Source organism: Massilimicrobiota sp. SW1139 (assembly GCF_012027715.1).
Classification (GTDB): domain Bacteria; phylum Bacillota_I; class Bacilli_A; order Erysipelotrichales; family Coprobacillaceae; genus Allocoprobacillus; species Allocoprobacillus merdigallinarum.
On sequence record NZ_SJOR01000009.1, the window covers coordinates 1 to 21672 of the forward strand.

At 30.3% G+C, this 21672-nt stretch carries 22 protein-coding genes and 3 tRNA genes; 21 read left to right on the forward strand and 4 right to left on the reverse strand.

The window, feature by feature from the left end:
• From E0K96_RS06500 to E0K96_RS06555, 12 genes are all read left to right on the forward strand, one after another.
• The coding region (locus E0K96_RS06500) for a hypothetical protein (protein WP_168082047.1) at positions 1-977 on the forward strand (977 nt) is incomplete at its 5' end.
• A gap of 302 nt (positions 978-1279) precedes the next feature.
• Positions 1280-2236: a type II toxin-antitoxin system death-on-curing family toxin gene (locus tag E0K96_RS06505; protein ID WP_206080630.1), complete on the forward strand. Its 957-nt coding sequence runs from the start codon at positions 1280-1282 to the stop codon at positions 2234-2236.
• A 178-nt stretch (positions 2237-2414) separates the two neighbouring features.
• Positions 2415-2615 carry a hypothetical protein gene (locus tag E0K96_RS06510; protein ID WP_168082049.1) on the forward strand — a complete coding sequence of 67 codons (201 nt, stop codon included), beginning with the start codon at positions 2415-2417 and terminating at the stop codon, positions 2613-2615.
• Positions 2616-3167: 552 nt separating this feature from the next.
• A complete protein-coding gene (locus E0K96_RS06515; protein ID WP_206080632.1) occupies positions 3168-4031 on the forward strand; it encodes a GGDEF domain-containing protein in 864 nt (287 codons plus the stop codon).
• Between the two features lie 25 nt (positions 4032-4056).
• The gene (locus tag E0K96_RS06520) at positions 4057-5106 is read left to right on the forward strand and encodes a glycosyltransferase family 2 protein (protein ID WP_168082053.1); all 1050 of its coding nucleotides are present in this window, start codon (positions 4057-4059) and stop codon (positions 5104-5106) included.
• A gap of 83 nt (positions 5107-5189) precedes the next feature.
• Positions 5190-7310 (forward strand): glycosyltransferase family 2 protein, encoded by a 2121-nt coding sequence (locus tag E0K96_RS06525; protein WP_168082055.1) that lies wholly within the window; start codon positions 5190-5192, stop codon positions 7308-7310.
• Complete coding sequence (locus E0K96_RS06530) at positions 7307-9070, forward strand: hypothetical protein (protein ID WP_168082057.1); 1764 nt, start codon at positions 7307-7309, stop codon at positions 9068-9070. The genes E0K96_RS06525 and E0K96_RS06530 overlap by 4 nt, the downstream gene beginning before the upstream one ends.
• A gap of 4 nt (positions 9071-9074) precedes the next feature.
• The gene (locus E0K96_RS06535; RefSeq protein WP_168082059.1) at positions 9075-9992 is read left to right on the forward strand and encodes a LysR family transcriptional regulator; all 918 of its coding nucleotides are present in this window, start codon (positions 9075-9077) and stop codon (positions 9990-9992) included.
• Between the two features lie 145 nt (positions 9993-10137).
• Entirely contained in the window at positions 10138-10986 is an 849-nt protein-coding gene (locus E0K96_RS06540; protein WP_168082061.1) for an aldo/keto reductase, read from the forward strand.
• Positions 10987-11066: 80 nt separating this feature from the next.
• On the forward strand, positions 11067-11276 hold the full coding sequence (locus E0K96_RS06545) for a hypothetical protein (RefSeq protein ID WP_168082063.1): 210 nt from the start codon (positions 11067-11069) through the stop codon (positions 11274-11276).
• 32 nt (positions 11277-11308) lie between these two features.
• Complete coding sequence (locus E0K96_RS06550) at positions 11309-11743, forward strand: MmcQ/YjbR family DNA-binding protein (RefSeq protein ID WP_168082065.1); 435 nt, start codon at positions 11309-11311, stop codon at positions 11741-11743.
• A 286-nt stretch (positions 11744-12029) separates the two neighbouring features.
• Positions 12030-12413, forward strand: coding sequence for a hypothetical protein (locus E0K96_RS06555; RefSeq protein ID WP_168082067.1), 384 nt, complete (start codon positions 12030-12032; stop codon positions 12411-12413).
• 186 nt (positions 12414-12599) lie between these two features.
• On the opposite strand, the gene E0K96_RS06560 is transcribed toward E0K96_RS06555, so the two are convergent.
• From E0K96_RS06560 to E0K96_RS06575, 4 genes are read right to left on the reverse strand one after another with little or no spacing between them, the layout of a single operon-like run.
• On the reverse strand, positions 12600-13133 hold the full coding sequence (locus E0K96_RS06560; RefSeq protein ID WP_370519886.1) for a transposase: 534 nt from the start codon (positions 13131-13133) through the stop codon (positions 12600-12602).
• Positions 13134-13141: 8 nt separating this feature from the next.
• Positions 13142-13444, reverse strand: coding sequence for a hypothetical protein (locus E0K96_RS06565; RefSeq protein WP_168082069.1), 303 nt, complete (start codon positions 13442-13444; stop codon positions 13142-13144).
• 32 nt (positions 13445-13476) lie between these two features.
• Positions 13477-14325: an aldo/keto reductase gene (locus E0K96_RS06570; protein WP_168082071.1), complete on the reverse strand. Its 849-nt coding sequence runs from the start codon at positions 14323-14325 to the stop codon at positions 13477-13479.
• Positions 14322-15194 (reverse strand): aldo/keto reductase, encoded by an 873-nt coding sequence (locus tag E0K96_RS06575; protein ID WP_168082073.1) that lies wholly within the window; start codon positions 15192-15194, stop codon positions 14322-14324. The genes E0K96_RS06570 and E0K96_RS06575 overlap by 4 nt, the downstream gene beginning before the upstream one ends.
• A 107-nt stretch (positions 15195-15301) precedes the next feature.
• On the opposite strand from E0K96_RS06575, the gene E0K96_RS06580 reads away from it, so the two are divergent.
• The 9 genes from E0K96_RS06580 to E0K96_RS06620 all read left to right on the forward strand — a co-directional run bounded on the left by E0K96_RS06580 (position 15302) and on the right by E0K96_RS06620 (position 21666).
• Positions 15302-16201, forward strand: coding sequence for a LysR family transcriptional regulator (locus E0K96_RS06580; RefSeq protein ID WP_168082075.1), 900 nt, complete (start codon positions 15302-15304; stop codon positions 16199-16201).
• Between the two features lie 15 nt (positions 16202-16216).
• Positions 16217-17992, forward strand: a complete 1776-nt coding sequence (locus E0K96_RS06585; RefSeq protein WP_168082077.1) for a DUF885 domain-containing protein — start codon at positions 16217-16219, stop codon at positions 17990-17992.
• Entirely contained in the window at positions 17992-18591 is a 600-nt protein-coding gene (yqeK, locus tag E0K96_RS06590; RefSeq protein WP_168082079.1) for a bis(5'-nucleosyl)-tetraphosphatase (symmetrical) YqeK, read from the forward strand. Before E0K96_RS06585 ends, yqeK begins: the two co-directional genes overlap by 1 nt.
• Positions 18588-19214 (forward strand): HAD family hydrolase, encoded by a 627-nt coding sequence (locus E0K96_RS06595; protein WP_168082081.1) that lies wholly within the window; start codon positions 18588-18590, stop codon positions 19212-19214. Before yqeK ends, E0K96_RS06595 begins: the two co-directional genes overlap by 4 nt.
• Positions 19215-20582, forward strand: coding sequence for an MATE family efflux transporter (locus E0K96_RS06600; protein ID WP_168082083.1), 1368 nt, complete (start codon positions 19215-19217; stop codon positions 20580-20582).
• 68 nt (positions 20583-20650) lie between these two features.
• Positions 20651-21319, forward strand: coding sequence for an N-acetylmuramoyl-L-alanine amidase (locus E0K96_RS06605; protein WP_168082085.1), 669 nt, complete (start codon positions 20651-20653; stop codon positions 21317-21319).
• 75 nt (positions 21320-21394) lie between these two features.
• Positions 21395-21471, forward strand: a tRNA-Ile gene (locus E0K96_RS06610).
• A gap of 26 nt (positions 21472-21497) precedes the next feature.
• Positions 21498-21574 (forward strand) — tRNA-Ile (locus E0K96_RS06615).
• 16 nt (positions 21575-21590) lie between these two features.
• Positions 21591-21666: transfer RNA gene (locus E0K96_RS06620), tRNA-Ala, on the forward strand.
• Positions 21667-21672: the final 6 nt, after the last annotated feature.

A 21672-nucleotide genomic window follows, 5' to 3' on the forward strand; every position in this document is an offset into this window, starting at 1 on the left:
ATTATTTAAATGGAGAAATACCATTTTATGAGCTTGAAAGTTATATTCCATTTCATCTACCAATTGAATCTCTAAAAACAAAAATTGAATTCATTAAAAACCTAAAAGAAATATATGTGGAGAAAATAACAAGAAATAAAGGAACCGAATATGAATTGTATTATACTAAAATTAAATTACAATTTTATGGTTTTATTTGTGCAAAAAGAGATTGGTGTGGACCAAGTATTGAAAAATATGAAAAGAATTATTTATCGAATAAGTTTTCTTCTGTAGTTAATGAATTTTTGTTATGTGTGTCAATAATAGATAATTACAATTATTATCCTAGAGTTTACAGTACTTATTTGCAAACTTTTATTGCTACTCAAATGATTGATGTGAATAAAAATTTTACATTTAGCAATCATACTGATTTTGGGAATGGACCTATTATTAGTAATAGAAAGAGTACTTTTTCTGAAGAAGATATAAATTCTTTAAGTATGATACTAAATGATTCAAAATTTAAACTGTATAAAAAATTAATTATTTTGTGTAAAAATGATTTAAGTGTAGGATTATTTACTGAAGCTTTTTTCTTGATTAATAGTGCTTTAGAATCAATGGTCTATCATTTTGCAACAGAGATTACCAATAAGGCTAATTGCGAAAATGAATTTAATGAATTTCTAGAACCTACTTCAATTTGTGATAAATGTGAATATAGACAAGCACAGGATGGAGAGTGTAAGGCTAATAGCACTCCGCCTAATCTATTTAATACGATCAAATTTTTAAAGGATAAGTCATTGATAACATCAAAAAAAAGCAAATTTTTAATTAATTTGATTAAAGATATTAGGTGTGATCAAGTTCGAAATGATTTAATCCATGGAAGACTAGACATTGTGAAAATTGAAATAGTTAATGAATCATTGAATAAACTCAGTACTTTAGAAATGGAACTAGAGAATGTTTTTAATAAAATTAAATAAATGGATATTTCAGTAGCTATAAAAAATAAATTAACATAAATAAATTTTTGCTTAATTAAATTAAAGTATTGAAGATTTAAGTTATTTTTGGGTTGTGTTGACAATACAACAAGTAAGCGACAAATAGACTTAAAAGCCTTTGTTTTATAAGGTTTCGGAGTTCTCAAAATGTTAATCAAAACAAATACGGAAAAAGATTCAAGATTATATCTTGGTCTTTTTTTGTGCTTGTTAATGAAATAAATGTAAATAAATGATATAATAAGCTAATTAAGAAAATTTCAGATGAAGAAGGTGATATTATGATTAATATAGTAGAAAGAAATGAAGTTGTACAATTTAAAAATGGAGATTTTGTATTAGATGTTACTATTGATTCTAATAAGGAAACAGTATGGTTAAATAGAGAACAATTATCACAATTGTTTGATAGAGATATCAAGACAATAGGGAGACATATTAATAATGCATTAAAAGAAGAATTAGATAATTCAACTGTCGCAAAATTTGCGACAGTTCAAAAAGAAGGCACTCGTCAAGTGACTCGACAAATTGAATATTATAACTTAGATATGATAATAAGTATTGGATATAGAGTAAAATCTAAAAATGGTATTCTTTTTAGAAAATGGGCTAATAATATATTAAGAGAATACTTATTAAAAGGATATGTTATAAATGATAGACATTTTCAAGATATTGAATATGTTACAAAAATGCTGGATCAATATAAAGAAGCAGGTGGGAAATTACCATCGAGTGATGCTATGTTAGAATTTTTAAAAGCTTATCAAAGAGGTTTTAAAATATTAGATGATTATGATCATCATACTTTAGAAGTACCTGAAGGACAAAAAGATGTTTATGTTATTCAATATGATGAATGTATAAAATTGATACACAATACAATGTTTGCAAACCAAGGAGATCAATTTGCAATTGAAAGAGATGATTCATTTAAAAGTAGTATATCAACCATATATCAAAGTTTTGGAGGAAATGACTTATATCCAACACTTGAAGACAAAGCAAGTGCATTATTATATTTTATTGTTAAAAACCATAGCTTTATTGATGGTAATAAAAGAATAGGGGCAACAATATTTTTATATTTTTTAGAAAAGAACAATGCATTATATAAAAATGCAAAAGAAAGAATTAATAATGATGCTTTAGCGACTTTAACGATATTAGTCGCAACGTCAAGACCAGAAGATAAAGATATTATGATGCAACTTATTAAGACAATTATCAAATAAGAGGAATATTCTTTAATAATGAAATGTTTTAACCATAATTCATTTTTGGCATCTTTTAGTTAATTGAAAGTGTTAATAAAATCAATGAATTTGGGATGTTATTTGAGTAAAACAATAGTTATAATTGTTATGAGAGGATGAGAGAAGCGTTTAAAATTGATGAAAGGCAAGAAAGTATATGAGTAAGAAAAAGAAAAAAACATACGAAGAAGATTATTTATACGAATCCAATGATATATTCGCATGTATTACAGGTTATACTTCAAATGGTTTTCCTTATGGTATAACATGGGAAGAAATGGATGAACTTGAACAACAGGAAAACAGAAATCAAAAATTTGATGAAGAAGAAATAGATGAAGATTTCATACTATTTTAAAGATAGTCAAAGATCAAAAAGGATAGGAAGCATGTTCAAATTATTAAAAATCATTAACTTTGCTTTATTAAAAATGTAGTGAATCTTATATTAATGTGTTTTAAGAAGGAGAAATCCTTCTTTTTTTGTAGGTATATAAATTTTATATGGGTTTATATATAAGATTTATATTATGCAAGCTTGTTTATATGCGCTATAAATAGACATGTATATTTCATATACAAGAAAGGGTCTGCTATGAATGAAAATAAACTTTATAAAAAAATAGTTTTTTATTTTTGTCTGTCTAGTTTTCTTTTATGTATTTTGCTTCTTTGTTTTATTCATCAGTCTTATCTATATGATACAGTCATCGTTATTTTTGTGCTGATGATTATTTTTTTGAATTTAAGTATTTTATATATGATACTTTTTAAGTATTTGAAAAATCATATACAAAAGTTTATATATCAAAATTTTTCTTATCTACAAAAGAATATCCAAAAACTTATCAAAGGCAAAGATTTAAAGTTACTTGATTTTCATCATCAGAAAATAGAAATATTGAATCAGATGTTTTACAAATATAAAAATACAAGTCATACAAATAAGCCAATCATTGATCTTTCACATCAAGATATAGCTATGTTTACATGTTTGCATAGAAATCAAACAACTCACTTTTCTATGAATATGCAATCTTTATTAGGACTTGATTTTCAACAATGGCAGACATTAAGAAGATCACCAGATCAATTTCAAAATTATATTATCAATTTACAAAAACAGATGAATGATGATCATATGGTGGAAGTAAATGAAAAATTTTTATCCATTTATATTTATCCTTTAGAACATGAATTTCTTGGTATTATCATAGATAGAACACAGGATATGATAAAAAAGACATATCTATTGAAACAACTAAAAGAAATAGAAAGTAAGTCACAAATAGATTCACTGACTCAAATATATAATCGCAAAGGATTTGAGTTACATGTCCAAAATTGTTTATGCCAGAATCATTCCAAAGGCATGCTGGTGGCTTTAGATGTAGATAATTTTAAATGTATCAATGATAATTGCGGACATCAGGAAGGAGATAAAGTATTGCAGTTAATTGCTCAGTTTTTAACAGAAAATTCCTCGTCCCAGGATATTATTGGAAGAATTGGTGGCGACGAATTCCTGATCTTTATTCCATATACATTATCAATGGTTTCCTTGGAAAAAAAGCTTCAATATTTTATAGAAGCATTTAGAAAGACTTTAAGTCACTATTATCAGGATTATCATGTTTCTATAAGTATGGGTGTTGCTTTTGTGAGTTCATCCATCAATGATTATCCTACTTTATATCATTATGCAGATAGTGCATTATATCATGCTAAAAAAACTGGAAAAAATAAATATTTTATCCATCATGATAACATTTAATATCTAAAAATAGAAAGAGGTCTTTATGAACAATACATGTCTTTTAATTCCGGCATTAGAACCACAAGAACATTTTATTGATTATGTAAAAAAATTAAAACAAATCCCACATCTTCATATTGTTGTAGTGAATGATGGCTCTCATCAGGATTATGATATCATTTTTAACAAAATTGCAAGACTGCCACAGTGTTATGTGATTCATCATCCTCAAAATCTAGGAAAAGGTGAAGCCTTGAAAAGTGGATATCGTTTTATTCAAAAACATTTATCATTTTGTCAAAAAATCATCTGTGCAGATTGTGATGGACAACATGCTGTGATAGATATTCAAAAGATGATTGCAAAGATGTATAGTGACGAAAGTTTATTTATGTTAGGCATGAGAAATTTTTCTTTTCGTCATGTTCCTATAAAGTCATGGTTAGGTAATCGTATGGCTTCGCTACTTTTATGGATGTCTACGGGTCATTATATTCAAGATACACAAACTGGGCTAAGAGGTTATGATTATCAATTGCTTGATTCACTTTTAAAAATTAATGGGCAAAGATTTGAATATGAAACAAATGCATTGGTCATTCTTTTAAAACAAGTAAATTTGAATACAATTCCAATTCAAACAATTTATTATCATCACAATCAACATACACATTTTCGACCTATTCAGGATACGTGGCTCATTATCAAAAGTCTTTATTCTTCATTTTATTTATATACGCTTTTATCTTTTCTATGTTTTATGATCGATTGGCTAGTATTTATATTCTTATCTTCTTTATTCATTTTCTTTTTCCAATCATCTTTAACAGTTATTTTTTGTAGTAGTTTTATTTCCCGCTTTCTATCCATCATTTGTCATTATCAACTCGTTCAAAAGCATGTTTTTCAACCAGTTAATCAAAAACAAAGTATGAGTCGTTATATGGCTTTATGTATATTCATTGTATTTTTATCATCAATAGGAACATATTGTCTTCATTTTCTTTTATCAACTCCAATGAGTAAGATACTGATAGATGGGTGTTTGTTTTTTCTATCTTATGCCATTCAGAAAAAGTGGGTCTTTTCATGATGAATAAAAGAAATATAATATTTATCTTATCAATACTATTTTCATCTCTTTATTTAATATGGAGACTGTTTTGGACATTACCATTGGATCAAAGTATTGGTGAAATCATATTTGCTATTATTTTACTTTTATCTGAAATCATAACGACTTTCACCAGTTTTGAACTGATTATTCAAAAAATGAAAAATAGGACAAAGGTTCTAATACCACCAGTCCTTCAAAAAGAAGATTATCCAGAAGTAGATATTTTTATAGCAACACACAATGAAAGTGTTGATCTGTTATACAAAACAATAAATGCCTGTACCTTCTTAGAATATCCTGACGATCAGCTTGTGCATATTTATGTGTGCGATGATCAAAATCGTCAGGAAGTGAAAAGATTGGCAGAACACTTTGGGGTTCATTACATTGGTATAGATAATAATCAACATGCCAAAGCAGGAAATTTCAATCATGCATTATCTTTGACACATTCACCTTTCATTGTGACTTTTGATGCTGACATGATTCCCGAAAGAACTTTTTTAATGAAGACTGTTCCTTATTTCTTTATTCCAGATGCAACATCTTCTTCATATTTACCTATTGCCTTAGTTCAAACACCTCAAAGTTTTTATAATCAGGATTTATTCCAATTTCATTTGTTTTCAGAAACAACGATTCCAAATGAACAGGACTTTTTCTCAAAAGAAATTAACGTATTAAGAAACGCTCATTTTGGCGCAACTTATACAGGAAGCAATACTGTTATCTTACGTGAAGCACTGGAAAAGATAGGTGGTTTTCCATATCACACAATTACGGAAGATTTTGAAACCAGCATACGTCTACAAAAGGCAGGTTATTGGACTTATTCAACGCAAGAATCTCAAGCATCAGGATTATCAACCACAACAATTCCAAGTATGATTAAACAAAGAATACGATGGGCACAAGGGGTCATTCAAAGTATCTATAATACAAATGCTTGTATGACATCTTCACTTTCAGTCTCTTTAAGATTATCGTATCTCAGTGCCTTTCTTTATTGGTGGTCTTTTTTAACTCGTATGGTTTTTATTTTAGCACCTATTTTGTTTGCATTATTTGATTTACAGTTTGTTCAATGTCAATTTCATGAATTGCTTATTTTTTGGTTACCATCCGCTATTTTTTATCATCTTTCTTTAAATAACTTATCAACTCAAACAAGAAATCAAAGATGGAGTCAAATCATAGATACCATTTTAGCTCCATTTTTAATTATTCCTGTTTTTTTAGAAACATTAGGTATTCACCAAAAAACATTTAAAGTTACGAATAAAAAGAAAATGACAATGCATACACGATCATTATTGTATATGATTCCACATTTGGTTTTGATTGTTCTCACTATACTTGCCATCATTCGTTATGGAGCAGGTAAATATGGAAGTGCCTTATTTTACAGTAGTATTATTTTATTTTGGCTTTTTTATAATTTGATCACACTTTGTTTTGCTATCTTCTTTATGTTAGGAAGACCTTCATATCGTGCATATGAACGCTTTATGATACAAGAAACAATTGAACTTGATTTTCATGATCAGATATATCAAGGAACAACTATAGATTTATCCTATGTCAGTTTGGCTTTTTCATTGCCTTTACCGATTTATGTTCCAACCCATTCTTCTTTTTATGTTGAAATCAAGACTGAAAAATATCAAACAAAATTATTGGTACAACTTTTATATGTCAAAGTTGTTCAAGGGAAATGGATTTATGTTGTCACTTTTCAAGATGCAAAGGAAGAAGATTATCGTCAATATCTTCAAATTATTCATGATCGCAAGCATTCTTTACCATCGCATATTGATGAGTGGTCTACTTTGTATGATGATCTTTATCGTAACATTCAATTACGTTTTCAAAAAAGACAACAAGAACAAAGACAGACATTTCGGATTCCTGTTTATCAAAAACTCTCTTTTTCAAATGGTAGTGAAGCTTTTATCATTGATTTTAATTATCATTACTTTCTTGTGAAAGATTTTCATGGGAATCCAAAAGATCAACTTATTTTGCATTGGCAAGATTTAACTTTTCATCTACGTTTAAAAAAGAAATTAAAGCATCAACATTATCTTTTAGAAGTCATAAACCTTGATGAACTTTTGTTAAAGAAAAAAGAGTTAAATATGTTGATAAAAAAATTAATAGATAAGGAGAACAATGAATGATACTTATTTTTCTTTTTTCTTTGGTAGGTTACATATCTTTTATATCTACGAAAATAGAGAAGACATATGCTCCAGTTGTGACTTTTAGCTTTATAGGGCTATGTGTTTATTTAGGAGGATTGCTTGATAAACTTCAAATCATAGCATATCTGATTTTATGGTGTGGAGTATTTTTAGGAATATATATGGTGAAAAAGAGGAGAATGAAAAAATTATCTTTTCCCTATTGTTCATTATTGACTTTATGTTTTATAACAATAACAGTTATTTTTTTAGTGGTATCACTATTTTTAAAAATGGATCATTATGATAATTTTTCTCATTGGGGAATCGTTGTCAAAAATATGTTAACAAATCATCGTTTTCCTGAAGCTTATGATGCATTGATTACTTTTAAGGATTATCCATTAGGAATGTCTTCATTTATTTATTATTTTTGTTTATTTTTAGGAAATAATCAGGGCATAATGATTATGAGCCAGACTATGTTTATATTTTCTTGCTTTTATGCAATATTTGGAATCATTGAGGAAAAGAAAAGATTTTTGCTTTATGTGATACTATCAATGGGATGTTCTTTTATGATTTATCTGAATATGACGATTCGTATTCAAAACTTACTCGTAGATTTTATATTACCATTATTGACTTTAGCGACATGCTCATTCATATATCATAAACGTTATGATATCAAGAAGGTAGCTTATTTGCTGATTCCTCTGCTTGCTTTCATGACAGTGATGAAAGAAACAGGTGTCTTTTTTATGATAATATCTTATCTTTATTGGCAATGGTATTGTTGGCGTAGTTCCTATTCTTTATTAGAACGACTGATGTTATCAGGAATGGTTTTCATAGCAGCTTTATTACCCTGGCTGTTATGGCAATATAATGTTTATATAACTTTTGGGGATATGACACATAAATTTGATCTATTATCAGAATCTTTACCAAAAAGTCAATATTCTTATCTCATGACTTTCTTTTTTCAGTCACTTTTTCATTTATCAAATCGTTCTACACAGGTTTTTCTCTTTTTTGAAATTCTTTTTGTGGGATTATTTATTTTTAATCGTTGGATATTCTCAAAGCCATGGCAATTACAAAAAATATGGTTTGTAACTCATATGGTTGTCATTATTTATATTGCAGGGTTATTAGGTATGTATTTGTTTTCTATGCCTCAAGATGAGGCTATTCGTTTGGCTGGGATGGAACGCTATGTTTGTAGTATTGTGGTGTTTTTTGTTGGAGCGATGACGATGGGTATTGTTGTTGATATGGAACGTTCATTTTATATTCAATTAAAAGATGGAAATAGTTATAAAGCTTTTTATTCACCACAAACAAAAAAGCTTTATCAAAATACAACACTCGTTTTTATGATGATCACTTTATCATGTGTATATTCTGAAATCTGTGAACTGATAATGATTCAAAAAGCCCATGCTTCATCAATTGCTGGTCAAGTTGAACAGCTGGTAGGAGATCACTGGTATCCTCAGGAACAGTTTGACACATCACAATATCTGGTTGTGGCCTCTGATAATCAACAGCAGGTTTCTCAATATCAATTAAAATATACTATGAAATATTTTTTATATGCTCCTTATGTTGAGACATTGTCTTATTTGCATCAGAATGTAGATATAGAAAGTTATGATTATGTCATTATTTTTAATCAAGGGTATGTTGCTGATGAGGTTTTAAAACAATATCCTCATTTTTATACGAAGGGAATTTATAAGATAAAGAGATGAAATGATGGAAAAAAATCAATTAGAACAATTTGTCACTGTTGTGGAATCTGGAAGTATTAGTAAAGCTGCGAAAATATTATATTTAGCACAACCGAATTTGAGTAAAACAATGCAACTGCTTGAAGAAGAAATGGGACAGAAATTATTATTAAGAAGTCATAAAGGTGTAGAAACAACACCTATTGGCAAAGAACTGTACTATCATGCTAAAAATATTTTAGAACGTTTTGATATGATTGATGAATGGAAAAATATGCATCAGAAAACATTACCATGTTATTTAAAAGTATCCATATCGTCACTCTTTTTAGATAAACGTATTTTACATGAGTTTTCTAGACAGACAGACTCTATGGAAACTTATATTCAATTCCATGAAACAACACCTAAGTCTGTTTTAGAAGATATTGTGACAGGAGAGGCAGAACTTGGTATTGTTATCTTAAATGATCAGATTTTACCTGCATTTCAAAAGATTGCAGAAGCTAAAGATATTCAAGTAGAAGTTATAGACCGTCAACCTTATTGTTTACATTATCATCGTCATTATGATCTGGAAAAAAATTTATCACAGGACTTAAGATTTTTAAACCACTATATCTGGATTCATTTTCCATTAGATTTTTTTGGCTACTTAAATGCTTCTTTATCACAATATGGATTTATGATTCTAGAATCACAAAAAAGTATAGTGAGTAATAATTATCATGCTATCATTCAAATGCTTTGCTTTTTAGATGCATTTTTATTTGGGAATATCTGGCAAAAAGAAGAGTTTGCTAAAACAAATATTGCAACAATACCTTTATCTTATATACATATTCAACAAAATTTCATTATACTTTCTAAAAAAAGAGAAACATTATCACCAACAGCTTTGACCTATTTAAAATGTATTAAAGACATTTATCAATTTGATTGATGTTATATACTTTTGTAAAAAAATGATTTATTCAGTATGCATTTGAGTTATAGTACAATGACATATTGATATTGTACTTTCTGATTTGTTTTTTATAAAATAAAGATGTCAAGAAAAGGTAATGATATGAAAGTGAGGAAAAAACATGAATGAAAAAGTGATTTTAAATAATGGTGTAGAAATGCCAAGTGTAGGATTAGGAACATTTTTAATGAAACCAGAAGAGGCAGAAGAAGCAGTTTACAATGCATTGACATCGGGACATAGATTGATTGATACAGCCAATGCTTATATGAATGAGCGAGCAGTTGGTAGAGGTATGAAACGTAGTGGACTGAAAAGAGAGGATATTTTCTTAGAAACAAAATTATGGCCTACTGTCTATAGTAAAGCAACAGCTATTGATGAAACATTAGAAAGATTAGATACTGATTATATTGATTTACTTCTTCTTCATCAACCTACTGCTGATTATAAAGCAGCATATCAAATGATGGAAGAAGCTGTCAAAGCTGGAAAGGTGAGAGCGATTGGTTTATCTAATTTTGAAGGAGAACCATTACAGGAAATTTTAAAGATTTGTGAAATCAAACCAGCAGTCATTCAGGTTGAAGCTCATCCTTATTATCCACAAAATGAATTAAAAGACATTTTAAAAGAACATGATATCAAAATTCAAGCATGGTATCCTTTAGGACATGGGGATCGTACTTTACTTGAAGAACCATTATGGAGTGAGCTTGCTGAAAAATATGGAAAAACAAATGCACAGATTATTTTAAGATGGCATGTTCAAAGTGGAAATATTATTATTCCTGGAAGTAAGAATCCAGAGCATATTAAAGATAATGCTGATATCTTTGATTTTGCATTAACAAATGAAGAAATGCAAAAGATTGCTAAATTAAACAAGAATAAAAGATATTATATTCCAAATCCTGAGTTGCTTGCAAGTTATGCAACAATGGAATTAAAACCAGAACTAGATGTTTAAAAAAGTTATTGAGTATTAAAGTGAATGGGCTTTAATACTTTTTTATAGCCGCATGTTATAATATAAAAAAGGTGTTGGCAATGGATATGGTAGAGAATATTTTTCATAAGAGAAAAATTGTTTATTCAAAATTGATCACTTATGGATTTCTTAAAGAAGGTCATGAATATGTTTTCAAGAAAAAATTATCTCAAAGCGGATTGATAATGTCTGTTGTTATTTTAGATACAGGGCAGATAACGGCACAAGTTATTGATCCATCAACAAATGACCCTATACTTTACATTTAACATATCAGGCAAAAGGAGAATTTGTACATCAGGTGAGAACAGAATATCAGGAAGTTTTAATGGATATTGCTGATCAATGTAGTAAAATGGATGTTTTTCATGCGCCAATCACAAAATCAATTATAGATTATGTCAATCAAAAATATGGAAATGAATTAGAATTTCTTTGGAAAAAGGTTTCAGATAATGCAATATGGCGTAGAAGTGATAATCAAAAATGGTATGCGGCTCTTATGATTGTATCAAAGCGTAAATTAGAAATAGATTCTGATGAGTTAGTAGAGATTATTGATTTAAGAGAAACACCTGAAGTTATAGAGAATTTAATAGATTATCAACATTACTATCCAGGATGGCATATGAATAAAAAGCACTGGTATACAATTCTTTTGGATGGGTCAGTTTATTTCGAAGACATCTGTCATAGAATTGATAGGAGTTATGATTTAACGCAAAAGTCAAAATAAATAATTTTTATAATGCTTTTTCTCTATAATTTTGCTTTCTTTGACACTCCATAGTACAATAAAGATAGAAAATATGTTTTATAAAGTGACGTGATCATATAAAAATATTGAAAAAATCATCATTATTATACTTACTCTATTTGTTGTATGGATAATAGTTGTTCTCCGTCAGCTCTATAATTCAGAATCTTATCATTCTTATTTTTTCAAAGAATGGAATGAATTTATAGGATTTACTTATGATTATAAAGAGCAGAAACCTGTTGGTGTTGTTTACAATGATGATGTGAATTATATTTATTTTCTGAAAGATAGATATTCTCAAGATCATCACAATCAATACATCAAAAAAGTCAAGGAATATCAATGGGATTATCAAGGATATCAGTGTATAGTAGAATTAAATAAAAATACTGTCTTGATCAGATATGGACAAAAAAGTGCCTTTCTATTTATGAAAGTTGATGATTTTTGGATTCGTCAATTTATTGATTTTACAGAGCTATCTGGAAATCTTGATTTTGAAAATTTTCACGACATTCAAACAATTATGACTCCATATATGGAAAGAATGTTAGATATTTATAAAAATCATCACCAACAGATTCAAAATGGTTGTGAAGAATTATTGAAAAGCGATGATAAAGTAAAAGGGGCTGTAACGAAATAACTTTTTAAAGAGTTGATTTTGTTTCAGCTCTTTTCTTTTTCTGTTTTTAGGCAATAAAAAAACATCTTCTCTCTTCTTCTGATCTCAAGATGCAATATTTTTGTTGATTCTTCTTCTGTTTTCCCTATTTTTGGGCGCAATATCCCTATATCGTTCAAAATTTGTTTTTTTCATGTGCATATCTTTTTAATTGAGAAGCAATTTCTCCCTTTCTTCCTTCTCCCTTTTCAAGCGATATTTATGATATTTCCTTAAATTATAGCCTAGACACACAATGAGAAATTCCATTTTTGCATTTTTCAATCCTCTTCTCGTGAATCTTGTGAATTTCATGTCCTGCTTGATGACTCCAAATGCTCCTTCGACCTGTATGCTTCTCTGTCTCTTTAATTCTCTTCCAAATTCCGTTGACAGATTTTCATCTACAACTGCATAGAATTCATCCAGCACGGCATCTCTTGTCAGGACTTTCTGATGCCTCTTGTTTTGACAGCATTCATCCATGAACGGACATCCTTCACAGCTCTTTTCACTTGTCATCTTTTGTTTGATTCGCAGATATTCTCCACGTTCATCATGGACATCCCCTATGTTTCTATCAAATACATGTCCATTTGGACATATCCTGTTTCCTTTTTTATCCTTTTCCCAGTTCAATGAATTGAATTTTTTATTCTTGAATTCCTTTTCGTTCTTTTTGGCATACATTGCATACTTCATGTAGAGATTCATTCCATTTGACAGGCAATGCATATAGTTATCATAGTACCACTTGCGACATATTCAGTTGCACCCATCAGTTCATCATTATTGATAACACGACTGGCAGATGAAGACATATCTGTTCCATCAGTTTCAGGCATTGTAAAATAAGCGATTAAAATCTTTACATCATTTTGGATTGGGTTTGTTTCTGGTGTAGAAGTTGTTTCGTTTTGAGATGTATTCTCTAGCGTTGATGGCTGACTTTGACAAGCTGTTAAACTCAACAGCGAGCCAGCGCATAATAGACTGATCCATAATTTCTTCATATGAAGACCTCCTTAATCTGATATCATGTTGTTTAATCGTGAATCTTTAATTGTGATAATCTGACTTCATTGGCAGAATCTTCAGGATTGTGTGTTGGTTTACCTGTATCTAAAGCACGCATTTTTTCCATTTCTTCGGCATTTAATTCGAAATCAAAAATATCAATATTTCCTTTCATTCTTTCAGGATTTGTAGATTTTGGTAAAGAAATCACACCTTCCTGATAAATCCAACGTAAGATAATCTGACCAGCATTTTTATGATATTTGTCAGCTAATTCACAAATAACAGGATTTTCTAATAATTCTTTATTACCATGTCCTAAAGGATACCATGCTTCTAAAAGAATATGATTTTCATCCATCACTTTTCTAAGTTCTCTTTGTTGAACAAATGGGTTAAATTCTACCTGATTCACTGCAGGCATGACTTTCATACCATCCTTAAATTGATTCCATAAGCTGACAGTGATATTAGAAATACCAATAGATTTTAATTTTCCTTCTTCATAAGCTTCTTCTAAAGCTTTCCATGCTCCTAAATAATCACCATATGGCTGATGTAATAAATAAAGATCAATGTAATCTACACCAAGCAGTCTTAATGAATTTTCAATACCTTTTTTCGCATTTTCATATCCATAATCCTGTAACCATAATTTAGAAGTAATAAAAATATCTTGACGATCAATACCACTGTCTTTGATTGCTTTTCCAACATCGCTTTCATTCATATATCCAGCAGCTGTATCAATATGACGATATCCAGCTTTTAAAGCAGCTAATGTGGCATCGTAAGTTGGTCCATCGTTTGGAATCATAAAAACGCCAAAACCGACGGCAGGAATATGTTGTTTGTTGTTGAGTTCAAATGTTTTCATATGTGTATCTCCTTTGTTGAATTTTCATGAATTTTAAATTTGTTTAAGTTTTTAGCAGTTGAATAACATTGATAATCAATGATTTCACTATGACCAAGATTGAGTTTATTCATTTCTATAAAATCATCCTGATCTAATTGAAAATCCCATATGTCCATATTTTCAATCATGCGTTCTTGATGAATTGTTTTCGGAATCGCAATAATTCCTTGTTGGATTTGCCATCTTAATACAATTTGGGCAACTGTTTTATGATGTTTTTTCGCTATTTTTAATAATATTGGATTTTCAAAAATATGTCTTTGACCTTCATTCAATGGTCCCCAAGCCTGTGTTATACATTGATATTGTTCAAACAGGTAATGAGCTTTTTTTTGTTGAAAGAATGGATGATATTCGATTTGATTAATCATCGGTTTAATAGAACAGTTCATATATAAATCCACAAATCTTTCCAGACTAAAATTACAGACACCCAGTGCTCTGATTTTTCCTTTCATATATAATTCTTCCATGGCTCTATAAGATCCATAGTAATCACCATAAGGTTGATGAATCAGATACAAATCAATATAATCTAAACCTAAATTTTCTAAAGATGTCTGGAAAGCTTTCATTGTCTTTTCATAACCAGCATCTTGAACCCATACCTTGGTTGTGATAAAGAGTTCTTTTCTAGGAATTTGAGATTTTTGTAAAGCTTTACCAATTTCTTTTTCATTTAAATAAGCAGCCGCACTGTCAATAAGACGATAACCACTTTCTAAGGCATGAAGAATACATTTTTCAGTCTGTAAAGGTGGAATCTGAAATGTTCCATAACCTAACATAGGCATCATGACACCATTATTGAGTTTTTGATATTGCATTGACTTCCTCCTTTCACTTGTTATTTTAGAAAAAGAGCTGAAAAAAGTACAATATCAATATTTTATTGTGCTATAATTAAAATGCATAGTGAAGTGGAGGTGTATTCATGATTGAATTTTATCAGTTAGAACAGTTATTAACGATTGCGAAAGTGGGAACAATTTCTAAAGCGGCTGAAGTTTTACTTATATCGCAACCAGCTTTAACACGTTCGATTCAACGTCTGGAAGACGAATTAGGTGTTCAGCTCTTTGACCGTAAGAAAAATAAAGTTGAATTGAATGCAAATGGGAAATTGGCTGTGGAACTTTTTGAGAAACTTTTAAATGATAAAGAAAAGATTGTGAATACTTTGCAGGCTTATAATCGCAGCCAATACGAAGTGAAAATTGGGTCCTGTGCACCAGCACCAATCTGGGGATTACGTCATGTTTTCAAAAAATTATACCCTGAAATGCAAATTCATGATGTTCTTGATTCTCGAGAAGACATTTTACTGCAAGGATTAAAAAACTATGAATTTTCTATTATTGTTTTTCATCATTCTATTGATAATCCTGATTATGAATGTGTGCCATTATTTGAAGAAAATCTCTTTTTATCTGTACCACCAGCACATCCTTTAGCTTTATTTCCAGAAATATCATTTGATGATTTAAATGGTGAAAGTGTTCTGTTGTTGTCAAGAATAGGATTCTGGAATGAAATCTGTCAAAAAGTCATTCCTCAGTCACATTTGTTATTTCAGGAAGATGGGCAGGTTTTCAATGAATTGATTAAGGCATCGGCATTACCTAATTTTAGAAGTGATATTACAATGAAACAGGAAGGAAAATCAGAAAATCGCAAGGCTATTCCTATTAGTGATCCACAGGCACATGTGATGTATTATGGAATTTATAGAAAAACAGATAAAAAAATATTTTCATCACTACTAACAGAAGTTCAAAACTTACATTGGGAAGATGTCAGTCAAGTCACGGAAAGTGTAGATAACAACAAATAAGAAATGAGGAAAAATATGAAATATTTAAAAAAGTCAATCCAGTTTTTATTGTCCATAACATTATTCTTTTGCATGGTAGGATGCCAGCAAGATAATGTGACAGTTCAAAAAGAGTTTGATCAATTTTTAAATCAGGAATTTGTAGAAACGATGGAAAACGATTATGTGACTTTACATACTTATGTGACTCATCCAGAAGATTTTGGAATTGATATGAGTCAGGTAGAAGTTGGACTAGGCATGGGTGCATCTCAAGATGACCAGCAAAAACTCAAACAGGAGTTAAATGATACCTATGAACAATTAATGGAATTTGATTATGATGCTTTAACTGAAGCTCAAAAAGATTCTTATGATATTTATAAAACACAATTATCAATTGATAAAAAATTAAGTGATGAAAAATTTGATTATTATGGTTCTTTATTTGCCAGTATGACCGGTTTACATTATCAATATCCAACTTTATTGACTGATTGGGACATACGAAATGAAGAAGATTTACAAAATATGATTGTCATGGTTAAAGATATTTTACCCTATACGCAAGAAGCTTTAGATTATACAAAAACACAAGCTCAAAAAGGTTTGTTAATGATTGATTTTGATTCAGTTTTAACTTATTGTCAAAGAATTTTAGATCAAAAAGATCATAGTCCTGTTTTACAGGCTGTTTATGAAAATATAGAAAATCTAGATATCACAAAGCAAAAGAAAGAAGATTATAAACAACAAATGGAAGACGCTTTTCAAACATCTTTCTTTCCAGCTTATCAAGAAATCATAACTACTTTATCTCATCTTAAAGATGGTACCAATAATGAGCAGGGACTCGCTCATTTCAAAGATGGTAAAGAATACTATGCTTTATTATTACAACAAAGCAGTGGAACTGATCAAACAGTAGAAGAAGTCAAAAATATGATGGAAGATGCTTTTCATCAGCATATGCAACGTCTGGTTGTATTAGCTATTCAAAATCCTGAGCTTTATGAAGATTATACAAATGGGAATTTCCCTCAAACAAATTTCCAGAGTTACGATGAAATTTTGAAGTTTATCAAACAGAATTTATCGCAAGATTTTCCTGAAGTTGATCAACTGTCATATCAAATTCAAGATGTCAATGAAAATTTAGCTTCTGATTCAGGGGTAACAGCTTATTTTAATATTCCTACATTAGATGGAACACAAGTGAAACAGTTGCGAGTCAATCCTAAAACAAATGATGTCAAGACGATATCTACTTATGCAACAGTGGCACATGAAGGGCTAACAGGACACATGTATCAATATGCGTATATGTATGAAAATCAGACAAACAATTTTAGAAAAGCCATTGCCAGCTGTCAGGCTTATAGTGAAGGCTATGCGACATATGCACAATATGAATGTTTAAAATATTTAGAAGATGAGATTGATGAAGATGTTTTGCAGTTATATAAAGAAGCAGAATTGTTGAATAATAGTTTAACGATTTTGATAGATATTGGTATTCATTATGAAGGATGGAGTCAAAGTGATGTTCTTGATTTTTTAGAAGACAATGGAATGGTTTTAGATGAAGAGTCTTTGTCAGCATTATATAAACAGCTTCAAGCTAATCCAGCAGCATTTGTTCCTTATTATGTTGGGTATGAAAAAATAGCACAAATGAAAGAAGAAGCTCAAGAAACATTAGGGGATAATTTTGATCATAAGTCATTTCATGAAGCATTATTAGAAACGGGAACAGCGCCATTTGATGTCGTTGAGCGTCATATTGATCGCTATGTGGAGAATAGCCAATGATGGACTATCTTATATCACCAGATTTGAGTTTAAAAGAGAATGTTTGTCAGTTTTTTGATACATATCAATGTATTCATACGAAAGAACATAGCTTGAAAGTTGCAAATGAGAGTCTGAACCTTGCTCATAGATTTGGAGTTGATCCTCAAAAATGTTATCAGGCAGCTTTATTACACGACATCAGTGCTGTGATTTCTCACAATCAAATGATGGAAATAGCGTTACAAAATGCCTGGACAATAGATCCATCCGAAGAAAAGTATCCATTCCTACTGCATCAAAGAGTTTCCGCATTATTTGCACAAAACATCTTTCAAATTGAAGATAAAGACGTTTTATCAGCTATCACATGTCATACAACACTGAAAGCACACCCTAGTCAAATAGATCTCGTTGTTTTTCTGGCTGATAAAATACAATGGGATCAACCAGGACTTCCTCCTTATTTAGAGGTTATTGAAGAAGGAATGAAGATATCACCAGCATATAGTGCTTATTTATTTTTAAAAGAACAGTTACAACATAAACGTATTTTATATCCACATCAGTGGTTAAAAGAAGCTTATGAAGATTTATCGAAGAGAGGCAAAAAGATATGAAAAAGTATAAAGCAGTTATTTATGATATTGATGGAACAGTTTTAAATACATTAAATATGAATATGTATCCATTAATGAGAATTATTAAAGAAGAATTAAATGAAGATTGGAGTTTTGAAGACGTTTTAAAATTTGCGGCTTATCCTGGTATGAAAGTGATGGAAGAATTAAATATAAAAGATAAAGAAAAAACATATGCCAGATGGGTTCAATATGTCAATGAATATGAAGAAGGGGCAACACTTTATGAAGGATTTGAAGAGGTTTTTGTAAAACTAGAAGAAGCAGGGATTATTCAAGCTGTTGTATCTGCCAAAACAAAGGCTCAATATCAAATTGATATGGTTGAAAAAGGGTTGGATAAATATATGAAAGCTACAATATTAGCAGAAGATACTGATAAACATAAACCAGATCCAACACCATTACTAGAATGTTTAAAAAGATTACAGCTTCAACCTGATGAAGTGATTTATATTGGTGATGCTCGTTCAGATGAATTGGCTTCTCAAAATGCTCATATAGATTTTGGATATGCCAAATGGGGTAATGTCGCTAAAGAAGAAATGAAAAATGCAACAATTGTTTTAGAAAAACCATTAGATTTATTACAGCTTATATAAATGCAAAATCAAAATAACTTTGCATTAGGAAATGTATCTCAGCATATTTTACATATTGCTGGACCAATGATTGTTGCACAGTTTATCAATATTTTATATAACGTTGTTGATCGTATTTATATTGGAAGATTACCTGATGTAGCTACTCTTGCGATGAGTGGCTTAGGTTTATGTTTGCCTTTAATTTCTATTGTCATTGCTTTTGCGAATTTATTTGGTATGGGTGGTTCACCACTTTGTTCTATAGCGAGAGGAAGTGGAGATCATGATTTGGCAGAAGAAATTATGGGAAATTCGTTTTCTTTACTGATTCTTTTTTCAGTTTTGATTATGATTGTTGGACTATTGTTTAAAGAACCATTATTATGGGCTTTTGGAGCCAGTCAGAATACCATTGCATATGCAAATGATTATATGAGTATTTATTTATTGGGAACGCCATTTGTTTTGATTGGTTTAGGCATGAATAGTTTTATTAATAGTCAAGGTTTTGCGAAAATAGGCATGATGACAGTTTTATTAGGTGCTGTAACAAATATTATTTTGGATCCTATCTTTATTTTTGTTTTAGCAATGGGAGTCAAAGGTGCAGCGCTTGCGACTGTAATATCACAGTTTGTGTCTGCCTTATGGACATTCCAATTTTTAACAGGTCAAAAAACGATATTGAAATTAAAAAAAGAAAGACTGAAATTAAAAATAAAACATGTGAAAAAAATATTTGCTTTAGGGATGGCTGGATTTATGATGGGATTGACAAATTCTGTTGTCACAATTGTTTGTAATGCCACACTTCAGACATATGGTGGAGATTTCTATATTGCGATTATGACAATTATTAATTCTATTAGAGAGGTTGTATCTTTACCAGGACAAGGCTTAGCTAACGCTTCACAGCCAGTGCTTGGCTATAATTATGGAGCTAAACAATATCAAAGAGTTTTAAAAGCTATTCGTTTTACAACAATCACTTGCTTCTTAACGAGTTTTCTTTTATGGCTCAGTATTACTTTGTTTCCTCAATTTTATATTCAGATCTTTAGTCATAATCCAGAAATCATAACACATGGAACGCAAGCTATTCATTTATACTTTTTTGGCTTTTTTATGATGGCTTTTCAAATGACAGGGCAAGCTGTGGCGGTAGGATTAGGAAAGTCTAAACAGGCGGTTTTCTTTTCACTTTTTAGAAAAGTGATGATCGTTGTTCCATTGACTTTGATTTTACCTATATATATGGGTATTGATGGTGTTTTTATTGCTGAAGCTATCAGTAACTTTATTGGTGGAGGCGCATGTTATTTAACAATGATGTTGACAATTGGAAAAGATTTAAAGAAAAAACGCTTATCTGTCGCTAAAGGTTAATATAAGGAGAAAGACTCTAAGCATAAAGACATTTCTTTTTTCATATAAATAAACGGGTGATGATTCATATGAAAAAAATGATGTCTTTTATTATTCTTTTTGCTTTATGTACATGTTTATATAAACCAGTTATTCATGTTTCATCATCACAATTGTTAAATCAAAGAGTGATAGTTTTGGACCCTGGTCACGGGGGTTTAGACAATGGAGCGAGTATTGCTGGAGTCGATGAAGATGAATTAAATTTGGAAATCAGTTTTGCATTGAAAGAAGAATTGGAATCACGTGGAGCAACGGTTTATATGACAAGAACAGATGATCAGGATATGACAAGAAGAAATTATAACTATTCTAAACAGGATGATATGTATTTAAGAGCGTTAAAGATTGATGAATATCAGCCAGATTTATTTTTAAGTATTCATTTGAATTCTTCAAATTCTAGTGCCTGGGGATCACAAGTTTTTTATTATAAAAAAAGTGAGGATGGGAAAAGATTAGCTGATAGTATTCATAATCAAATGAAAACTTTAACGGGAACAAGGAAAAATATTTCATCAAGCAGTTTTTATATATTGCGTGCAACACAATCGCTGGGAGTATTGATTGAATGTGGCTTTTTATCTAATGCTAATGAAAGAGGACAGTTAAAAAGTCGCAGTTATCATAAAAAGCTGGCAACAGTGATTAGTGATGGAATACAGGATTACTTTCAGGCTTTATCTGCTCCATTATAAAAATATATCTTAAAAAATAAAAAAAGTATTGACGAAAAAAGAAGCCTATGCTAATATATTAGGGCAGTCGTTAATGGGCCTGTAGCTCAGCTGGTTAGAGCGCACCCCTGATAAGGGTGAGGTCGATGGTTCAAGTCCATTCAGGCCCACCATTAATAACTGTTATATATATATACATGGGCCTGTAGCTCAGCTGGTTAGAGCGCACCCCTGATAAGGGTGAGGTCGATGGTTCAAGTCCATTCAGGCCCACCATGTATAATTGAATAATGGGGTTTTAGCTCAGCTGGGAGAGCGCCTGCTTTGCACGCAGGAGGTCAGCGGTTCGATCCCGCTAAGCTCCACCATTATGT

What these genes read in the sequence shown, in the direction of transcription:
- E0K96_RS06545 (WP_168082063.1), top strand. Translation starts at nt 11,067, where the DNA reads ATGGATATGGTAGAGAATATTTTTCATAAGAGAAAAATTGTTTATTCA.
- E0K96_RS06515 (WP_206080632.1), top strand. Translation starts at nt 3,168, where the DNA reads ATGTTTTACAAATATAAAAATACAAGTCATACAAATAAGCCAATCATT.
- E0K96_RS06520 (WP_168082053.1), top strand. Translation starts at nt 4,057, where the DNA reads ATGAACAATACATGTCTTTTAATTCCGGCATTAGAACCACAAGAACAT.
- E0K96_RS06530 (WP_168082057.1), top strand. Translation starts at nt 7,307, where the DNA reads ATGATACTTATTTTTCTTTTTTCTTTGGTAGGTTACATATCTTTTATA.
- E0K96_RS06575 (WP_168082073.1), bottom strand. Translation starts at nt 15,194, where the DNA reads ATGCAATATCAAAAACTCAATAATGGTGTCATGATGCCTATGTTAGGT.
- E0K96_RS06570 (WP_168082071.1), bottom strand. Translation starts at nt 14,325, where the DNA reads ATGAAAACATTTGAACTCAACAACAAACAACATATTCCTGCCGTCGGT.
- E0K96_RS06560 (WP_370519886.1), bottom strand. Translation starts at nt 13,133, where the DNA reads ATGAAGTATGCAATGTATGCCAAAAAGAACGAAAAGGAATTCAAGAAT.
- E0K96_RS06600 (WP_168082083.1), top strand. Translation starts at nt 19,215, where the DNA reads ATGCAAAATCAAAATAACTTTGCATTAGGAAATGTATCTCAGCATATT.
- E0K96_RS06540 (WP_168082061.1), top strand. Translation starts at nt 10,138, where the DNA reads ATGAATGAAAAAGTGATTTTAAATAATGGTGTAGAAATGCCAAGTGTA.
- E0K96_RS06580 (WP_168082075.1), top strand. Translation starts at nt 15,302, where the DNA reads ATGATTGAATTTTATCAGTTAGAACAGTTATTAACGATTGCGAAAGTG.
- E0K96_RS06585 (WP_168082077.1), top strand. Translation starts at nt 16,217, where the DNA reads ATGAAATATTTAAAAAAGTCAATCCAGTTTTTATTGTCCATAACATTA.
- E0K96_RS06605 (WP_168082085.1), top strand. Translation starts at nt 20,651, where the DNA reads ATGAAAAAAATGATGTCTTTTATTATTCTTTTTGCTTTATGTACATGT.
- E0K96_RS06565 (WP_168082069.1), bottom strand. Translation starts at nt 13,444, where the DNA reads ATGAAGAAATTATGGATCAGTCTATTATGCGCTGGCTCGCTGTTGAGT.
- E0K96_RS06595 (WP_168082081.1), top strand. Translation starts at nt 18,588, where the DNA reads ATGAAAAAGTATAAAGCAGTTATTTATGATATTGATGGAACAGTTTTA.
- E0K96_RS06535 (WP_168082059.1), top strand. Translation starts at nt 9,075, where the DNA reads ATGGAAAAAAATCAATTAGAACAATTTGTCACTGTTGTGGAATCTGGA.
- E0K96_RS06510 (WP_168082049.1), top strand. Translation starts at nt 2,415, where the DNA reads ATGAGTAAGAAAAAGAAAAAAACATACGAAGAAGATTATTTATACGAA.
- E0K96_RS06505 (WP_206080630.1), top strand. Translation starts at nt 1,280, where the DNA reads ATGATTAATATAGTAGAAAGAAATGAAGTTGTACAATTTAAAAATGGA.
- yqeK (WP_168082079.1), top strand. Translation starts at nt 17,992, where the DNA reads ATGGACTATCTTATATCACCAGATTTGAGTTTAAAAGAGAATGTTTGT.